Origin of the sequence: Pyxidicoccus fallax, assembly GCF_012933655.1 — a bacterium.
In the GTDB taxonomy this organism is placed as follows: Bacteria; Myxococcota; Myxococcia; order Myxococcales; family Myxococcaceae; genus Myxococcus; species Myxococcus fallax.
Genome location: NZ_JABBJJ010000332.1, coordinates 1 through 13,811, shown reverse-complemented (window position 1 = coordinate 13,811; position 13,811 = coordinate 1). Strand labels below are relative to the sequence as shown.

At 70.9% G+C, this 13,811-nt stretch carries 16 protein-coding genes; 5 read left to right on the top strand and 11 right to left on the bottom strand.

Going from position 1 to position 13,811, the window contains the following annotated elements:
• Positions 1-288 (top strand): sensor histidine kinase (locus HG543_RS42950; protein ID WP_169350741.1); only part of this gene is annotated, 288 nt, incomplete at its 5' end.
• 17 nt (positions 289-305) lie between these two features.
• Here the strand turns inward: HG543_RS42950 and HG543_RS42945 are convergent.
• Positions 306-1,211: an MBL fold metallo-hydrolase gene (locus HG543_RS42945; protein ID WP_169350740.1), complete on the bottom strand. Its 906-nt coding sequence runs from the start codon at positions 1,209-1,211 to the stop codon at positions 306-308.
• Positions 1,212-1,363: 152 nt separating this feature from the next.
• Complete coding sequence (locus HG543_RS42940) at positions 1,364-1,846, bottom strand: cupin domain-containing protein (RefSeq protein WP_169350739.1); 483 nt, start codon at positions 1,844-1,846, stop codon at positions 1,364-1,366.
• 197 nt (positions 1,847-2,043) lie between these two features.
• Between HG543_RS42940 and HG543_RS42935 the strand changes: the two genes are divergently transcribed.
• Positions 2,044-2,757 carry a Uma2 family endonuclease gene (locus HG543_RS42935; protein ID WP_169350738.1) on the top strand — a complete coding sequence of 238 codons (714 nt, stop codon included), beginning with the start codon at positions 2,044-2,046 and terminating at the stop codon, positions 2,755-2,757.
• A gap of 24 nt (positions 2,758-2,781) precedes the next feature.
• Here the strand turns inward: HG543_RS42935 and HG543_RS42930 are convergent, their stop codons facing one another.
• On the bottom strand, positions 2,782-3,777 hold the full coding sequence (locus tag HG543_RS42930; protein WP_169350737.1) for a TIGR02266 family protein: 996 nt from the start codon (positions 3,775-3,777) through the stop codon (positions 2,782-2,784).
• Between the two features lie 172 nt (positions 3,778-3,949).
• The gene (locus HG543_RS42925) at positions 3,950-5,302 is read right to left on the bottom strand and encodes an RtcB family protein (protein ID WP_169350736.1); all 1,353 of its coding nucleotides are present in this window, start codon (positions 5,300-5,302) and stop codon (positions 3,950-3,952) included.
• A 421-nt stretch (positions 5,303-5,723) separates the two neighbouring features.
• Between HG543_RS42925 and HG543_RS42920 the strand changes: the two genes are divergently transcribed.
• A complete protein-coding gene (locus HG543_RS42920) occupies positions 5,724-6,032 on the top strand; it encodes a hypothetical protein (protein ID WP_246357713.1) in 309 nt (102 codons plus the stop codon).
• A gap of 49 nt (positions 6,033-6,081) precedes the next feature.
• Here the strand turns inward: HG543_RS42920 and HG543_RS42915 are convergent, their stop codons facing one another.
• The gene (locus HG543_RS42915; RefSeq protein WP_169350735.1) at positions 6,082-6,999 is read right to left on the bottom strand and encodes an alpha/beta fold hydrolase; all 918 of its coding nucleotides are present in this window, start codon (positions 6,997-6,999) and stop codon (positions 6,082-6,084) included.
• 109 nt (positions 7,000-7,108) lie between these two features.
• On the opposite strand from HG543_RS42915, the gene HG543_RS42910 reads away from it, so the two are divergent.
• Complete coding sequence (locus HG543_RS42910; RefSeq protein ID WP_169350734.1) at positions 7,109-8,005, top strand: LysR family transcriptional regulator; 897 nt, start codon at positions 7,109-7,111, stop codon at positions 8,003-8,005.
• A gap of 7 nt (positions 8,006-8,012) precedes the next feature.
• Here the strand turns inward: HG543_RS42910 and HG543_RS42905 are convergent, their stop codons facing one another.
• Positions 8,013-9,059, bottom strand: a complete 1,047-nt coding sequence (locus tag HG543_RS42905) for a hypothetical protein (RefSeq protein WP_169350733.1) — start codon at positions 9,057-9,059, stop codon at positions 8,013-8,015.
• A gap of 239 nt (positions 9,060-9,298) precedes the next feature.
• On the opposite strand from HG543_RS42905, the gene HG543_RS54760 reads away from it, so the two are divergent.
• A complete protein-coding gene (locus HG543_RS54760; protein ID WP_211194543.1) occupies positions 9,299-10,180 on the top strand; it encodes a DUF2809 domain-containing protein in 882 nt (293 codons plus the stop codon).
• A gap of 249 nt (positions 10,181-10,429) precedes the next feature.
• On the opposite strand, the gene HG543_RS42895 is transcribed toward HG543_RS54760, so the two are convergent.
• The 5 genes from HG543_RS42895 to HG543_RS42875 all read right to left on the bottom strand — a co-directional run bounded on the left by HG543_RS42895 (position 10,430) and on the right by HG543_RS42875 (position 13,584).
• Positions 10,430-11,203, bottom strand: a complete 774-nt coding sequence (locus HG543_RS42895) for a DUF4142 domain-containing protein (RefSeq protein WP_169350732.1) — start codon at positions 11,201-11,203, stop codon at positions 10,430-10,432.
• A 98-nt stretch (positions 11,204-11,301) separates the two neighbouring features.
• Positions 11,302-11,469, bottom strand: a complete 168-nt coding sequence (locus tag HG543_RS42890; RefSeq protein WP_169350731.1) for a hypothetical protein — start codon at positions 11,467-11,469, stop codon at positions 11,302-11,304.
• Positions 11,470-11,479: 10 nt separating this feature from the next.
• Positions 11,480-11,941 carry a PaaI family thioesterase gene (locus tag HG543_RS42885; protein WP_171818582.1) on the bottom strand — a complete coding sequence of 154 codons (462 nt, stop codon included), beginning with the start codon at positions 11,939-11,941 and terminating at the stop codon, positions 11,480-11,482.
• Positions 11,942-11,946: 5 nt separating this feature from the next.
• Complete coding sequence (locus HG543_RS42880; protein WP_169350729.1) at positions 11,947-12,396, bottom strand: PaaI family thioesterase; 450 nt, start codon at positions 12,394-12,396, stop codon at positions 11,947-11,949.
• 180 nt (positions 12,397-12,576) lie between these two features.
• Positions 12,577-13,584 (bottom strand): hypothetical protein, encoded by a 1,008-nt coding sequence (locus HG543_RS42875; RefSeq protein ID WP_169350728.1) that lies wholly within the window; start codon positions 13,582-13,584, stop codon positions 12,577-12,579.
• Positions 13,585-13,811: the final 227 nt, after the last annotated feature.

Genomic DNA, 13,811 nt, shown 5'->3' with positions numbered 1-13,811 from the left:
GAGCGGGTGGGGGCGGCGCGGGCGCGGCTGCGGGTGACGGACCAGGGCGTGGGCATCGCCCCGGAGTCGCAGCGGCGCATCTTCGACCGCTTCGAGCGCGAGCCCTCCGCGAGCCAGCACGCGGGCTTCGGCCTGGGGCTCTACATCGTGCGGCAGCTGGTGGAGGCGCACGGAGGCTCCATCCGCGTGGAGAGCACGCCCGGCGAGGGCGCGGCCTTCACGGTGGACCTGCCGCTGATGTACCTGGGCACGGAGGCGGAGCCTCCGGCCCCGGGGCTGCCGTCGTGAGCCGCGGCGGACGGGGACTACACGCGCAGCGTGGACTCGGTCGCCGGGGCGAGGAAGCTGCGCAGCGGCGACTCGGCGGGAGCCTTCTCGCGCTCCTCGAGCAGCTCGAACTCCAGCGAGTCGTGCGCGCAGAACACGGTGACGTCGCGGCCGTGGCGCTGCACCAGCTCGCGCAGGCGGCGCAGGTTGTACCAGCGCAGCTCCCCGTCCTTCTGCATGAGCTTCTGGTAGAAGCGCAGGCCCGGCGTGCAGCGGTACCGGTCCAGGTCCATCTCCCCGTGGTAGAAGTACGCGTCGCCGGCGTGCAGCAGCCAGCCGTCCTCCGCCTGGATGGCCACGCCCGCGTGTCCCAGCGTGTGGCCCACCAGGGGCACCAGCAGGATTTCGGGCGGCAGGCCCTGCAAGTCACGCACGCACTCGAAGCCGAACCAGCGGTCGCTGGTGCCGCCCGTGGGGTACGTCACCCACTGGGGCTGGCTCATCCACTGCTGCGGCCGGAAGCGGCGCCGGTCCAGCGGCGTTTCCTGGGCCTGGGCGTGGCGGAGCTCGTCGGCCAGCAGGTGCACGCGGGCGTGCGGGAAGTCGTCGAGCCCGCCGGCATGGTCGAAGTCCAGGTGGGTGAGGACGATGTCGCGCACGTCCTCGGGCTTGAAGCCCAGCCGCTGAATCTGGCGGATGGCGGTGGCCTCCTCCACGAGCCGGGGGCGGCACAACGCCTTGAGGAACATGGGGGCGAGGCGCGGGCGCGGGTGGAGGACGTCCTGCAGGCCGAAGCCGGTGTCGATGAGGATGAGCCCGTTGGCGCCCTCCACCAGGAGGCAGTGACACGTGAGCGCCGCGGGCCCGGCGAAGCCCTTCCGCCCGTCCATCAGCCGGCCTCCGGGCGGGCACATGGTGGTGCAGTTCAGGTGGTGGATGCGCATTGCTCCGGCTCCTCGACGTGGGGCCCCCGGGTGGGGCCGCTCGGGTCCGGAGCAAAGGTGCGCTGTGTAGGTGCCAGGAGGAATCCAAGAGCGTACGGGGTGGCGGGTGCCCGCACGCTCGGCCGCTCTTTCAACGCCCGGATTGCGGGCGGTTAGAGGCGCTGGAGCTGCTCCACCGTGCGCTCGTCGCGGACGTTGCCGGTGTTGAGGGTGGAGGCGGGCTCGAAGAGGAGGACGTGGACCTCTTCCTCGGCGACGGGGCGGTGCTCGACGCCGCGGGGGACGATGATGAACTCGCCCGGGTCCACGTCCACGGTGCGGTCCTTGAACTCCATTCGGAGGCGGCCGTGGAGGACGAGGAAGAGCTCGTCCTCGTTCTCATGGTGGTGCCAGACGAACGGCCCCTGGAGCTTGACGACCTTGACCTGCTGGCCGTTCAGGTCACCGACGACCTTGGGGGACCAGGGCTCGGAGAAGAGGGCGAGCTTCTGCGCGAGGTTGACCTTGTCCACGGTGGGGACGGAGGCGGGCTCGGCGGCGGGGGAGGGAGTCCCGACCTCGGTGCCGCGGCGGCGGGAGTCCCAGCGTGGCGGCCGGGCGACGGTGACGGATGGACTGCGGTTGGGCGCGCTCATTCCGGCCTCGGCTTCGGTTGCGACCTCGCTGCAATGGCTTTCGCCATGACACCCCCCCAGGATTGTCTGCCTTTCGCGGAGGATAGTCCCGTCCGTGCGCCTGGGGGAGAGGAAGGTGGTCGAATAACGAATGCATGTGACAGGTGGACGCCTTCGCGCCCCCGACACTACCGTGAGGCAGCACGAGGACCTCTCCCATGCCTCACCGGCTCCCGCCCGAGATGGACTTCCTGATTCCGCGGCGCTTCACCGTCGAGGAGTACCACCGGCTCCGAGAGGTCGGAGTGCTCGACGAAGACGAGCACGTGGAGCTGCTGGAGGGAATCATCGCGAAGAAGCGCGTCTCCGGCGCCGAGCCCTGGCTCGTCGTTCCCAGGCGCTTCACCCCGAAGGAGTACCACCAGCTCATCCGTGTCGGAGTGCTCGGCCAGGATGAGCCCGTGGAGCTGTTGGAGGGGGTGGTCGCCGAGATGACGCCGATGGGGAAGCCACATGCACGACTGGTCGCCAGACTCACCCGCATCCTGGGGCGGGCCCTGGGCGACACCTTCAGCGTCCGACCCCAACTTCCCTTGTGTCTGGGACGCAGCGAGCCGGAGCCCGACATCGCGGTCGTCACCCAGTCCGATGAGGAGCGGGCCAGGGTCCATCCGCGTACCGCCCTGCTCGTGGTGGAGGTGGCGGATGACTCGATTCGCAGGGACCGGGAGGCGAAGAGCCGCATCTACGCGCGCGCCCGCATCCCCGAGTACTGGATTGTGGACGTCGCCCGCGAGGTCATCGAGGTCTACACGGAGCCCCATGCCAGGAGGGCCAGGTATCTCGCCCACCGCACGGTTGGCGCGGGCGGGAGACTGAAGTCCTCCGCGCTCCCCGGTGTGTCCCTCGAGGTGGCCGACCTCTTCAACTGAACCGGGGTCCACCGCGTCCGGCGCTCAGTCCGGGAAGAACATCGGGTCACGCGTGGTGACGAAGCTGGAGATGGCGGAGGCCACCTCCGGGGGCAGTCCGGTGAACTGCACGCCCACGCCGGGCATCAGCTCCGGGGTGCGGGAGTTGGACTCGCGCACCCAGCGCACCACGCCCGTCACCTTCATCGGCCGGCCGCCCGGCAGCGTGAAGTCCAGCTCCACCTGCGTGCCGCGCGGCACCGGGTCCACCGTGGCGATGAAGACACCGCCCTCGCTGATGTCCATCGAGAAGCCGGTGAAGAAGTTCGAGTCGCTGCGCATGTCGATGGACGTGTGCATCCGCACCCGCCCGTTGCGCCGCGCGTCCATGCCGTCCGTGGTGGCCGTGGCGCCCGCGTGCCGGGCCGCCGCCGGAACTCCCGGAGGAACGGGCGTCCCCTTCGACCGCGCCGCCATGAGCCCCGGAGGGACGGGCGTCCCCTGCGACTGCGGAGTCGTCCGGGCCTGCTCGGCCTGACGGGCGCGCGCCGCCTCCTGCTGGGCCCGCGCCTGTGCTTCCTGCTGGGCCCGCGTGCGCGCCGCCGCCGCCTCGACGTGGTGCCGCACCACCGTCTCCACGTCGGCCATGGCCCGAGTCATCTGCGCCGTCTGTTCCTGGTGCGCCTTCAGCGCGGCGGTCATCTCCTGCCCCGCCTGACGCCGGGCATTCAGCGCCGCCTCGCGGGCCTTCAGCGCCTTTTCGCGCGAGGCCTCCACGTCCAGCACGGGCACCGTCAGCGCCTCCAGCGCGGCGGCCTGCTCGCCGGCCAGCGCCTCCGCGCCGGGCTCGGCCTGGACGCGGGCCACCGCCGCGCGAAGCTGGTTCAATCGGTTGGCGAGCGCCGAGGCCTCGGCGGTGGCGCGGGCCAGGTGCTCCGCGAGCTTCGCCTCGTGGGTGGACAGCTCATTCTCGGCGCGAGTCAGCTCCGCCTCGCGGGAAGGAGCCGGCGGCGGACGGGCAGCAGGAGACGGCGTGGTCATTCTCGGAGACTCCAAGCGCACCCACTGTAGCGGTCCGCCGTGCCTCACGCACCCGCTCGCGCCGCCTGTCCACTGCCCATCACCTGGGGAGTAGTCACCCACCCACCCCCGCGGTCAGCAGGCAGGCGGGCGACCCAAGCCCTGTATTTCCAGCTCTTTGGGGAACTGGACCTCAGTCCGCGCCCTTGATGCAGGCCACGGGCTTGAGGCGGTGGGCCACGCGGGCGAGGCCGGCCATCTCGACCGTCTCGAGCACGTCGTCCAGGTTCTTGTAGCAGGGCCCGGACTCGTCGAGCGGCGTGGTGCGCGTGTTGAGGAGGATGCCCGCCTCGGCCATGCGCTTGTCGGTGACGCTCTGGTCGAGCACGCGCCGGGCCTCGCCGCGGGACAGCCGGCGGCCGGAGCCGTGGTTGACGGAGTAGATGGACTTCTGCGCCCCCTGCTCGGCGAAGAGGATGGCGCTGCCCGTCTCCATGGAGCCGGGGATGAGGATGGGGTGGCCCGTCTTCTCCCACGGAGTGCCCTTGAGGGCGGGGTGCTTCCCGGGGAAGGCACGCGTGGCGCCCTTGCGGGCGACGAACTTCCCGGACTCCTTCTGGATGAGGTTGTGGGAAATCTCGTAGTACACGCTGGCGGTGCCGCCGAAGACGTCCTCGAGCGCGGCGCACACGGCCTCGCCGATGATGAGCCGGTTGGCCACGGCGAAGTTGGCGGCCATGTTGTGCAGGTTCCAGTACTCGCGGCCCAGGGCGCTCTCCGCGTCGAGCCAGACGAAGTCCTCGCTGCGGCTCTTGAGGCCGAGCTGGGCGGCGCCCTCGACGAAGAAGTGCTTGGCGATGTTCCACCCGAAGCCGCGGCTGCCGGTGTGGAGCATCACCCAGACGCGGCCGTCCTGGTCCACCTGCATCTCGGTGAAGTGGTTGCCGCCGCCGAGGCTGCCCAGCTGGTCCCGCTTGCCGAAGGCGCGCTCGGGGATGTCCACCCGGTCGTCCTCGACGGGGATGAAGTCGCGCTCGGTGATGGACGAGCCGCGGCCCAGGGCCTTGGCGCCGTGGCGCACCACTTCGGCGAAGGTGCGGTCGGTCACCCTGCGCTGCTTCTGGACGCGGCTGGCGCCCACGCCCACGGCGATGCGGCGGGTGACCTCTTCAATCCACTTGCGGCGCTTGACGGGGTCGGCGACGTCCTCGGCCATGAGGGACGTCTGGAGCTGCACCATGCCGCAGCCGATGTCGTAGCCGGCGGCGGTGGGCAGGAGGATGCCGTCCGTCTCGACGACGGTGCCGATGGGGACGCCGTAGCCGACGTGACAGTCGGGCGTGACGGCGACGCGGGTGACGCCCGGGAAGGACGCGGCGTTGACGACCTGGTCGAAGACGGCGTCCTCGAGACCGGGCTCCTCGGGGCCCTCGCCCCACAGGAGCTTGTCGGACAGGAACAGGTCCGCGTCGACCTTCATGCTCTTGGTCTTCGGCAGGACGTAGTGGCCCTCGGCGGCCTTTTCCAAACGCTGCTTCCAGCTCATGACTTGAATCCCCCAGAGTGGGGTTAACGCGCGAAAGGGACGGAAGCGTCCGAGCGAGACTGACCGGGAGCGCACGAAAACCGGCCCGTGGCGAGGATGCTGGGAGGGCAGGCGGGAAGGCGAGCGATTTCGGAGCGTCCCCGACTGGAGCCGGTGTCCCGCGGATGAACGCCGGTCCTGTCCCGGGCGCCAATCGGCGGAGTCTCGCGGGTGAGCGGCGCCGGAGCACGCGCGGTGGAGGTGTTGCCGTGGCGACGTCCGCATCCCACCTTCGGAGGAGGCTTCGGAGCGCCCACGAGGCCAGGAGCGTCGAGTGGCAATCGGCTTGCGTGCCAAGAGCACCAATCCGATCGGCGTGGGACTTGCCGCGTCCCGAAGCCATTCCCATCAATGGCTCAGTATCCAGGTAGGGGGTTGGGCGATGGGGTTTTTGGGTGGGGTTTTCCTGGCGGTGGCGCTGAACACGGCGCCGGTGGAGCAGCAGCAGGAGCAGAAGCCCGTCGAGGTGGCGGCTCCGGTGTTCAACCCGTCCATCTGCGCGAAGAAGCGCGTGGACTCGTGCGGCTGCCACCATGTGTACGGCATCCGGCACTGCCACCCGAACCGCAAGGGTGAGCACTGCGAGGCGCCGGTGAAGGCGCAGCTCCCGGTGGAGACGAAGGCCCCCGAGAAGGCCAAGGCTCCCGAGCAGAAGAAGCAGATCGACCCGAAGAAGTCCGTGTCCATGTAGGACCCGAGGCGCTCTTCGCGAGCGCCTCGCGCACCTCGCAGCCCAGGGCTCACGACCCGCGCAGGAACGCGTGGACCTCCCGTGCGAGCAGGTCCGGCGCCGTCACGTGGGCCACGTGGCCCTGGCCGGCGAGGACCTTCAGCCGCGCCTGGGGGAGCGCCTCCGCCAGCGCGCGCGCGGGCCGGGCGAGCAGCACCTCCGTGCTCTGGTCACCCAGGATGACGAGCGTCGGGACGCGCACCTCGCGGTAGCGACCCAGGCCCACGGGCAGCGTCTCCAGGGCCTCCAGCTCGCGGGTGAAGACGGGCGTCATCTCCACCTGCCGCGCCCACACCGGCGTCTGTCGGAATGCCTCCAGCTCCGCGGGCGGCGTGTGCAGCAGCCGCTGGTTGAACAGCACGAGCGCCGCGTCCGGCCCCTCGCGTCCCAATGTCCTCCGGAAGTCGTCCAGGAAGGGACCGGAGACGGGCTGGGTGACGGGGAGAGGCGGCTCGTAGACGAGGAGCTTCGCCGGTGGCGTCCGGCGCGCGACCTCCAGGGCCAGCACTCCGCCATACGAGTGGCCGAAGAGCGAGGCCCCCGGGCCCGCGAGCTCCATCAGGGCGAGCACGTCCTCCACCTCGCGCTCCAGCGCGTGCCGGGGCGAGTCGCCGCTCTGCCCGCGCCCGCGCCGCTCCAGCACGTAGTTCGTGAAGTGGGGAGACAGGCGCTCGGCCACGTCGCGCCAATCGCTCCACAGGCTGAGCGCGCCGTGGACCCAGACGAGCGCGGGGCCAGTACCCTTGCGGAAGCAGGACAGCGAGGTGCCGTCCGCCGACGTGAAGCGGTGCTGCTCGAATCCGGATGGAGACGAGAGGGGCGCCGCGGCCGTCGTGTGGGAGGCCGAAGGGGTGGCGCACGCCGCGAGGGGAAGCGCCGCGCCCGCCTGCAGGAAGAGTCGCCGGGAGACGTCTGAAGAGTGAGTCATGGTGTGTCGTTCCTCCGCGCGAATTCATGCGTTGGAAAAGGCGTGCGCGAAACCGTGCTCCCTGGCATCTCACTCGGGACTCGGGAGTCCGGAATCGGAGGCAGGGCGGATGGAGAGCCTGTCGGCCATCGGGGTGTTCGTGCGCGTGGCGGAGGCGAGCAGCTTCGCGCTGGCGGCGCGCACGCTGGGAATCACACCGTCCGCGGCGAGCAAGAGCGTGGCCCGCCTGGAGGAGCGGCTGGGGACGCGGCTGTTTCAGCGCACCACGCGGCGGATGCACCTGACGGAGCCCGGCACGCGGTTCTACGAGCGGTGCGTGCGCATCCTGGAGGAACTGCGCGAGGCGGAGACGGACCTCTCGCGCGAGCAGCGCGCTCCGAGAGGACGGCTGCGCGTGAGCGTGCCGGAGTTCGTGGCCCTGCGGTTCCTCATTCCCGCGCTCCCGAGGTTCCGCAAGGAGTTCCCCAAGCTGGAGCTGCAGCTCGACCTGGACGACCACGTGCGCGACATCGTGGGAGACGGGCTGGACGCGGCGGTGCGCTGTGGCGAGCTGACGGACTCACGGCTGATGCGGCGGCGCTTCAGGCCAAAGCGATTCATCCTCTGCGCATCGCCGGAGTACCTCCAGGCGCGAGGACTGCCTCGCACCGTGGAGGACCTGGCCGGGCACGACTGCATCCGCTATCGGTTCACCTCGACGGGGCGCATCGAGGAGTGGTCGCTCCGGCAGGAGCCGGGTGCACCGGCGCCGCGCATCCCGGAGACCTTCAGCTTCAACAACGGCGAGGCCGTGTTGCAGGCCGCGAAGGTGGGGCTCGGGGTGGCGCAGGTGCTGGAGTTGATGGCGCTGCCGGAGCTGGCGGCGGGGACGCTGCAACCCGTGTTGCCCGGGCTCACGGTGGAGCGCGGCGCCCTGTGGCTGGTGTGGCCGCCCGCGCGTCCCACGCCGCCGAAGGTGAAGGTGTTCGGCGACTTCCTCGCGCGGTTGTTCGCGCAGGTGTCGTGAGGAGGGCTCAGGAGCTCGCGGGAGTGGGGCCCGCCGGGGGCTGCTCGGGAGCGTATGCCGCCGGGGGCTGCCGCGCCGCGGGGACAGGGAGCGCCTCCGCGCGGCTCAACTCCAGCGGGCTGTCCGAGCGGATGATGACCCAGCGCGCCTGGGGCGAAACCCGGAGCGCCACGGCATTCGGGCCCAGACGGCGCAGCTCGGGGCGATAGGGCGTCGCCGCCGGGGCCGCGTGGGAGGCTCCGGCACCATTCGCGGGTGCGGGCGCCAGGGGCAGCGGGCCTCCCGCCTGCGCCGTGGCATTCCCCGCGCGGGGCACGCCCGCCGTCGACCTCGCGGGACGCATCGCCGGAGGCACGGGCGTCACCGTTGCTCCCGCGGGACGCGTCCCAGCTGGAGCCTGGGGCACGGGAGGCTGGGTGATGAGCCGCCCCGGAATGATGGGCGGGATGCTCGGCGACGCGCGGCGCATGGCCGGAGGAACCGCCGGATGGGCTCGGGGAGGGAGCGCCATCGTCCGTGCCCCGCGGAGCGCCTTCACGTCGAGCGGCGCGATGGTGGGCGCGGCCGGAAGGGGCCCGGGCGCGGGTGTCTCCTCGGCGGCGCGGAGGACGTAGGCCGGCGGCGGAGGCGGAGGACCCGCCTTGTTGGCGCGCGCGTCGAGCCGCTCGAAGAGGCCCGTGGCGCCGGTGTAGAGCCGCTCGTCCTCCAGCGCGGTGGCCTGCGCCTTCGGCTGTCCGAGCCGCGCGATGTCCGACAGGAGTATCGGGTCCCTCGGGTCCAGCTCGAGCGCGGCGCGCAGCGCCCCGCGGGCCCGTGACTCGCAGCCCTGCTCCATCAGGAGGGCGGCCGCCTCGCGGTACGAGGTGATGGCGGACTGCCGGTCTCCCGCACGGCGGCAGCACTCCGCATGCCGCACGCGCACGTTCGGGTCCTTCGGGACGAGCCGGAGGATGCGCGCGTAGGTCTCCGCGCACTGCACGAAGCGTCCCCGGACGAACAGGGCATGCGCGGCCTCTTTCAGCTCCCTCAACTTCACCAGCTCCCGCTCGCCCATCGCGCCCGTTGCCCCCTGCCGATCTGCCCGTCAGGAAGCAGGTGCCGTGCCGGAAAGTGCAGGGTCGTTGAAAGGTCCGATGTCGGGCGGAATCTCCACCCTCAGGCAGGGCTGCCCGTCACTTGCTGTGCAGGCCTCCACGCTACGGGTGCGAGACGGGACGCCCCCGGTCCGAGCGCACCTGGGGTGAAGCCTGTAGAAAAGGGAAGAAGGCGCTGTAACAAGGATAGTCTTCGGGTGTGTCAGTCCTCTTCGAGCGGTACCTGCGGCCCGAGGCGCGGAGTGCCAGGGAGCTCCCCGGACTGGAGGACAGGCTCGCGTCGCTGTACGCCACGGGACAGCGGACCTGGCCGGGAGTGCCCCTGGCCGAGGAGGACTTCCTGCGGAACCTGGCCGAGCGGCTGCCGCCGGGGGAGGACGTGGCGCGGTGGCTCGCGGCCGTGCATGGCGCGGACCTGGACCTGGCCTGTGCCTGCGCGAAGGGAGAGCCGGCGGCGCATGCGGCCCTGGAGCGCCACGGCCTGCCGAAGGTGGTGGCGGCGGTGGCGCGCGTGCGGGGCACGCGAGGTACCGGCCGGGCCTCCTCTCGTACCTGTCGAGGTCGGAAGGATGCTTCCGTGTTTCTTCCCGCCCTGGACGGTGGGCATGGGGGCCGGCCCCTGGCGCCAACGGTGGGCCGCCGTGTAGACCGGGGTGGAATGAACGTTCCTTCCGCCGGTGTCCCCTCGCCGCTCCGGGTGCGGGTCATGGCGCTGGTGCTGGCGCTGCTCGTGTTGGCGCTGGGATTGGCCTCGCGCTCGAAGTCGGTGGCGTGGCCGCCGTTCTTCGCGGCATACGCGGGGGACACGCTGTGGGCGTTGCTGGTGTTCCTGCTGGTGCGTTTCCTGGCGCCCGCGCGCCCGGTGCTCCACGTGGCCGCCGCGGCCCTGGCCTTCTCCTTCGCGGTGGAGTTCAGCCAGCTCTACCAGGCGCCCTGGCTGAACGCGGTGCGCGGGACGCTGCCGGGCCGGCTGGTGCTGGGCGCCGGATTCCTGTGGAGCGACCTCGTCTGCTACTCGGCCGGTGTGCTGGCGGGGCTCGGATTGAGCATTGCCCTGCGCCTGCGAGCCGCCAAACCCTGAGGGCGCACGAGAGGTTCCGAGGGGAGAGGCCGATTTTCTCGACGCGCGTGCAACACGGTGCAGTGCGCTGTCCCTGACGGAGGTGCCCGCGCTGGAGGCGCTGCGGGCGGCATGGGCGTGGTGTACGCGGCGGAGGACTCGAGGCTGGGGCGGCGGGTGGCGCGCCTTCACCTCCGCCGCGAGTCCAGGCCGCGAAGCGTCTCTACACCGTCTCGGTGACGGCGCGCTGAAGGCGAGCGGGAGCCGTCGTCAGCGGCCCTGCGGAGCCGAGCGTGCCTGGCGTGGCTTCTCCTGGCCCAGCAGGCGGTGCGCCTGGTCGCGGTGCTGCTTGAGCGTGGGCAGCAGCGAGTCGAGCTGGCCCTTCAGCTCGGTGTTGCTGGCGAACTGCTGCTGGGCGGCCATCACCTTGGCGATGTCGGTGTCGTGGTCGCCCACCATGTGCGCGAGGAAGGCGCGGTCGAAGGCGGGACCCTGGAGCGACTGGAGCTTCGCCATGGCGGCGTCGTCGGCGTTCTTCATCGTCTTCTTGAAGTCGTCATCCGCCTTCGGCTCGCCGAGCGTCATGTTCTTCTTCTGGGCGTACGTCATGAGCTTCTGGTCCGCGGCCTGGTGGTCCTTCACCAGCTTCGCGCCGAAGTCCTTCACGCCCTTGGACACGCCCTTCTGCTGCGCGAGCTGGCCGAGCTGCACCTCCATCTGGTTGGCGTGGTGGAGGGTGGCGAGGAAGTCCTGCTCGTCGGTGGGGATGGGTAGCAGGCCCTGGTCCATCAGCTTCGCGCCCTGGGCATCCGGCTGGGCTCCCTGGGGCTGCTGGCCGGAGCCGCCGGTACCCTGCTGAACGCCGCCGGTGGTGTCCTTCACGCTCTCGCCCTGGTCGATGGCCTCTGCCTCGCCAATGCGGAACATGCCCTGGGTGTCATCGGTGCCGTTCTGCGTGCTCGGCGGCTTCGAGTCCTCCTGCGCGAACGCCGTCCCACCCATCGCGAGAGAGCCCACCAGCATCCAGCCCATCCAACGCTTCATTGCCTGCCTCCTTCTTCAATGCGGAAAGTCCCGGCACGAAGGTGGAGACGGCGGCGGCGTGGAGACCAGGGGAGGGCGGTTGGCGGAGCAGGCGCCCGTCAGTCGCTCTTGTCCCTGGGCGGCTTGCGGCGGAACGCCACGAAGGTACCGACGAAGCCCAGGGCGAAGAGTCCCACCATCACCTGTACGCCGAGCCCATAGGACTCGAGGGCATCGACGAGCCTGAACGCGAGCTTGAGGAGATCGGCACCGGCGTTGGAGCTCATGGCGGAACCCTCACGGCTCGGCGAGCAGGAACAGGGCGTGGGCGCTGGCGATGGGGCGGGTGCGGTCATCCTGCCAGGCCTCGACGCGCACGTTGGCGACGCGTCGGCCCTGACGGGTGATGAGCGCCTTGGCGAAGGTGTCCTGCGGCTTGCCCGAGCGCAGGAAGTCCACGGTGAGGGAGATGACCTTCGGCACGCGCTCGGTGTCCGTCTGGAGGAGCAGCTCGAAGATGGCGGCGGACTCGAGCAGGGCGCCGAGGGTGCCGCCATGCAGCGCGGGAAGGAGGCTGTTGCCGATGAGCTTGGGCGAGTAGGCCATGCGGCAGAGCATCTCGCCGGCGAGGTTCTCCACGCCGATGCCCATGTAGCGCGTGTAGGGGATGGCGTCGGTGAGCTTGCGGTACTCGCGCGTCTGGCGCACCTGGCGCACGAGGTCGGCGATGGGCAGGGGGGCGGGTGTGGTCTCGCTCATGGCCGTCACTCTTCCGTCTTCATGAAGGTGCCCTGCGCGGAGGCCACAGGGTCGCTCTTGTCGCCCTGGTGCACGAGGGCGCGGACGAAGGCCACCTGGCGGGTGATTTTGTAGCACTCGGCGACACAGGTGAGGGAGACGCCAGGGCGCGCGGGGCGCAGGTAGTCGATGCGCAGGTCCAGGGTGACGAGCGGGGCGAAGCGGCCCATCTTGAGGAAGACGGCGGAGCCGCAGGACGCGTCGATGAGGGTGGTGACAGGGCCGCCGGCGAGCACGCCCGTCTCGGGGTTGCCCACGAGGAAGTCCGCGTAGGGCAGCTCGACGGTGGCCTCGCCGGGGCCGATGTCCACCAGCTTCAGGCCGAGCGCGTGGTTGTGCGGCACGACGTCCGTGTAGAACACCGAGCAGCGCTCCATCCGCGCGGCCTTGTCCTCGGGAAGCGTGAAGTCCGACATGAAGGCGCGGATAGCAGAATCGCCGCCGCGTTGCGCGCCGCGTTTCAACGCACCGCTGGCGGTGGACGCTCGCGAATCACCGGGTGTCCACCTTTTATACACCGCGCGTGCCGGGACTTCTGGTCTGGGTCCGCGACATCCCTGGAAAGGACGCGTCGCGGACCGGGATTTCGCCGCGCCCTACGCCGCGACCGTGGGCACCGGCGGCTTCTTCTCACCGAGCCGCCGCCACGCATCCGCGAGCGAGCGGCCGATGGGCCCCATCACCGCGTCATCGGACCAGTAGAAGGGGTGCACCAGTGGCGTCCACGAGAACAGCGGTCCCGCCAGCCGCACGGCGCAATCCCTCACGGCCTCGCGGTACGCGGCGCTCAGCGGCTGGAGCGGCCACGCGAAGATGTCGTCATCGTCGTGGAAGTTGAGCCACTCGCCGCCAAGCCCCGGATGGTGGCGCTCCAGCTCCTGGGCGGGCACCTGGACGGGCTGGTTCAGCTCCACGCTCCGGTAGCGCAGGCTCCACAGCGCCATGGGGCTGCCCAGCGTGTACATGCGGCTGAGCGTCTCGCCGCGCTCCAGCGGTGACGTCCCCTGCGCCGCGCGCACCGACGTCTCGATGATGTCGCGCCCCGTCTGACGGCTCACCTGCAGGTCATAGAAGTAGTTGCTCGCGATGATGCTGCCCAGGCTGTGCGAGATGACACACAGGGGCGCGTCCTCCCCGGCCCTCGCGCGCAGCCGGCCGAGCGCCAGCGCCACCTCGCGGTGGATGCGCGTGTAGATGTCCGGGTCGGACGGGTTGGTCTGGTACGCGATGATGTCGCCCACGAAGTGCACCAGCAGCCAGCGCAGCCCGGGGTAGCGCAGGTCCATGCCGCGCGTGGACGGCCGCATCATGCGGAGCATGAGGGGCACCAGCGCGGACTCGTGGCCCCGGTTGACCGAGCGCACGTTGTCGTAGAGCGCCTGCCAGTACTCCTCCGCGTCGGACGTGCCGTACCGCGAGAGGAGGCTGCGCTCGGCGCCCTCCAGCACGGACGCCCAGTTCACGGTCTCCACGACCAGGGCATTCTCCGGAGCGGTGCGGGCCTGCGCGCCGAAGTGCTCGCTCAGCTTGCGCAATGCGGTGTCGAAGAGACCCGGGTCATCCACCTCGATGCCATGGATGACGAGGACGGCGAGCTTGCTCATGGCCGGACCTCCTGGCCTGGACGCGGGCCGGTGGCCCGGACGGTGCTGCTCGGTTGCATGGTGCCCCCCTGGGTACGGCGATACGCGTCGGACGGAGGCGCATGACGCGCCAGTCCAACCGCTTCACCGGGAGAGAACCCTACCACCACCAGGAACACGCCCGCCCGCTCGCCTGTTCACGGCGCCGCAACCACCGGCCCCCCGGGGCCGGCTAGTCTCCCCCACCC

Excerpts from the sequence above, each read along its gene's own strand:
- HG543_RS42945 (WP_169350740.1), bottom strand. The coding sequence starts at position 1,211 with ATGCGCATCCACCACCTGAACTGCACCACCATGTGCCCGCCCGGAGGC.
- HG543_RS42940 (WP_169350739.1), bottom strand. The coding sequence starts at position 1,846 with ATGAGCGCGCCCAACCGCAGTCCATCCGTCACCGTCGCCCGGCCGCCA.
- HG543_RS42935 (WP_169350738.1), top strand. The coding sequence starts at position 2,044 with ATGCCTCACCGGCTCCCGCCCGAGATGGACTTCCTGATTCCGCGGCGC.
- HG543_RS42930 (WP_169350737.1), bottom strand. The coding sequence starts at position 3,777 with ATGACCACGCCGTCTCCTGCTGCCCGTCCGCCGCCGGCTCCTTCCCGC.
- HG543_RS42925 (WP_169350736.1), bottom strand. The coding sequence starts at position 5,302 with ATGAGCTGGAAGCAGCGTTTGGAAAAGGCCGCCGAGGGCCACTACGTC.
- HG543_RS42920 (WP_246357713.1), top strand. The coding sequence starts at position 5,724 with ATGGGGTTTTTGGGTGGGGTTTTCCTGGCGGTGGCGCTGAACACGGCG.
- HG543_RS42915 (WP_169350735.1), bottom strand. The coding sequence starts at position 6,999 with ATGACTCACTCTTCAGACGTCTCCCGGCGACTCTTCCTGCAGGCGGGC.
- HG543_RS42910 (WP_169350734.1), top strand. The coding sequence starts at position 7,109 with ATGGAGAGCCTGTCGGCCATCGGGGTGTTCGTGCGCGTGGCGGAGGCG.
- HG543_RS42905 (WP_169350733.1), bottom strand. The coding sequence starts at position 9,059 with ATGGGCGAGCGGGAGCTGGTGAAGTTGAGGGAGCTGAAAGAGGCCGCG.
- HG543_RS42895 (WP_169350732.1), bottom strand. The coding sequence starts at position 11,203 with ATGAAGCGTTGGATGGGCTGGATGCTGGTGGGCTCTCTCGCGATGGGT.
- HG543_RS42890 (WP_169350731.1), bottom strand. The coding sequence starts at position 11,469 with ATGAGCTCCAACGCCGGTGCCGATCTCCTCAAGCTCGCGTTCAGGCTC.
- HG543_RS42885 (WP_171818582.1), bottom strand. The coding sequence starts at position 11,941 with ATGAGCGAGACCACACCCGCCCCCCTGCCCATCGCCGACCTCGTGCGC.
- HG543_RS42880 (WP_169350729.1), bottom strand. The coding sequence starts at position 12,396 with ATGTCGGACTTCACGCTTCCCGAGGACAAGGCCGCGCGGATGGAGCGC.
- HG543_RS42875 (WP_169350728.1), bottom strand. The coding sequence starts at position 13,584 with ATGAGCAAGCTCGCCGTCCTCGTCATCCATGGCATCGAGGTGGATGAC.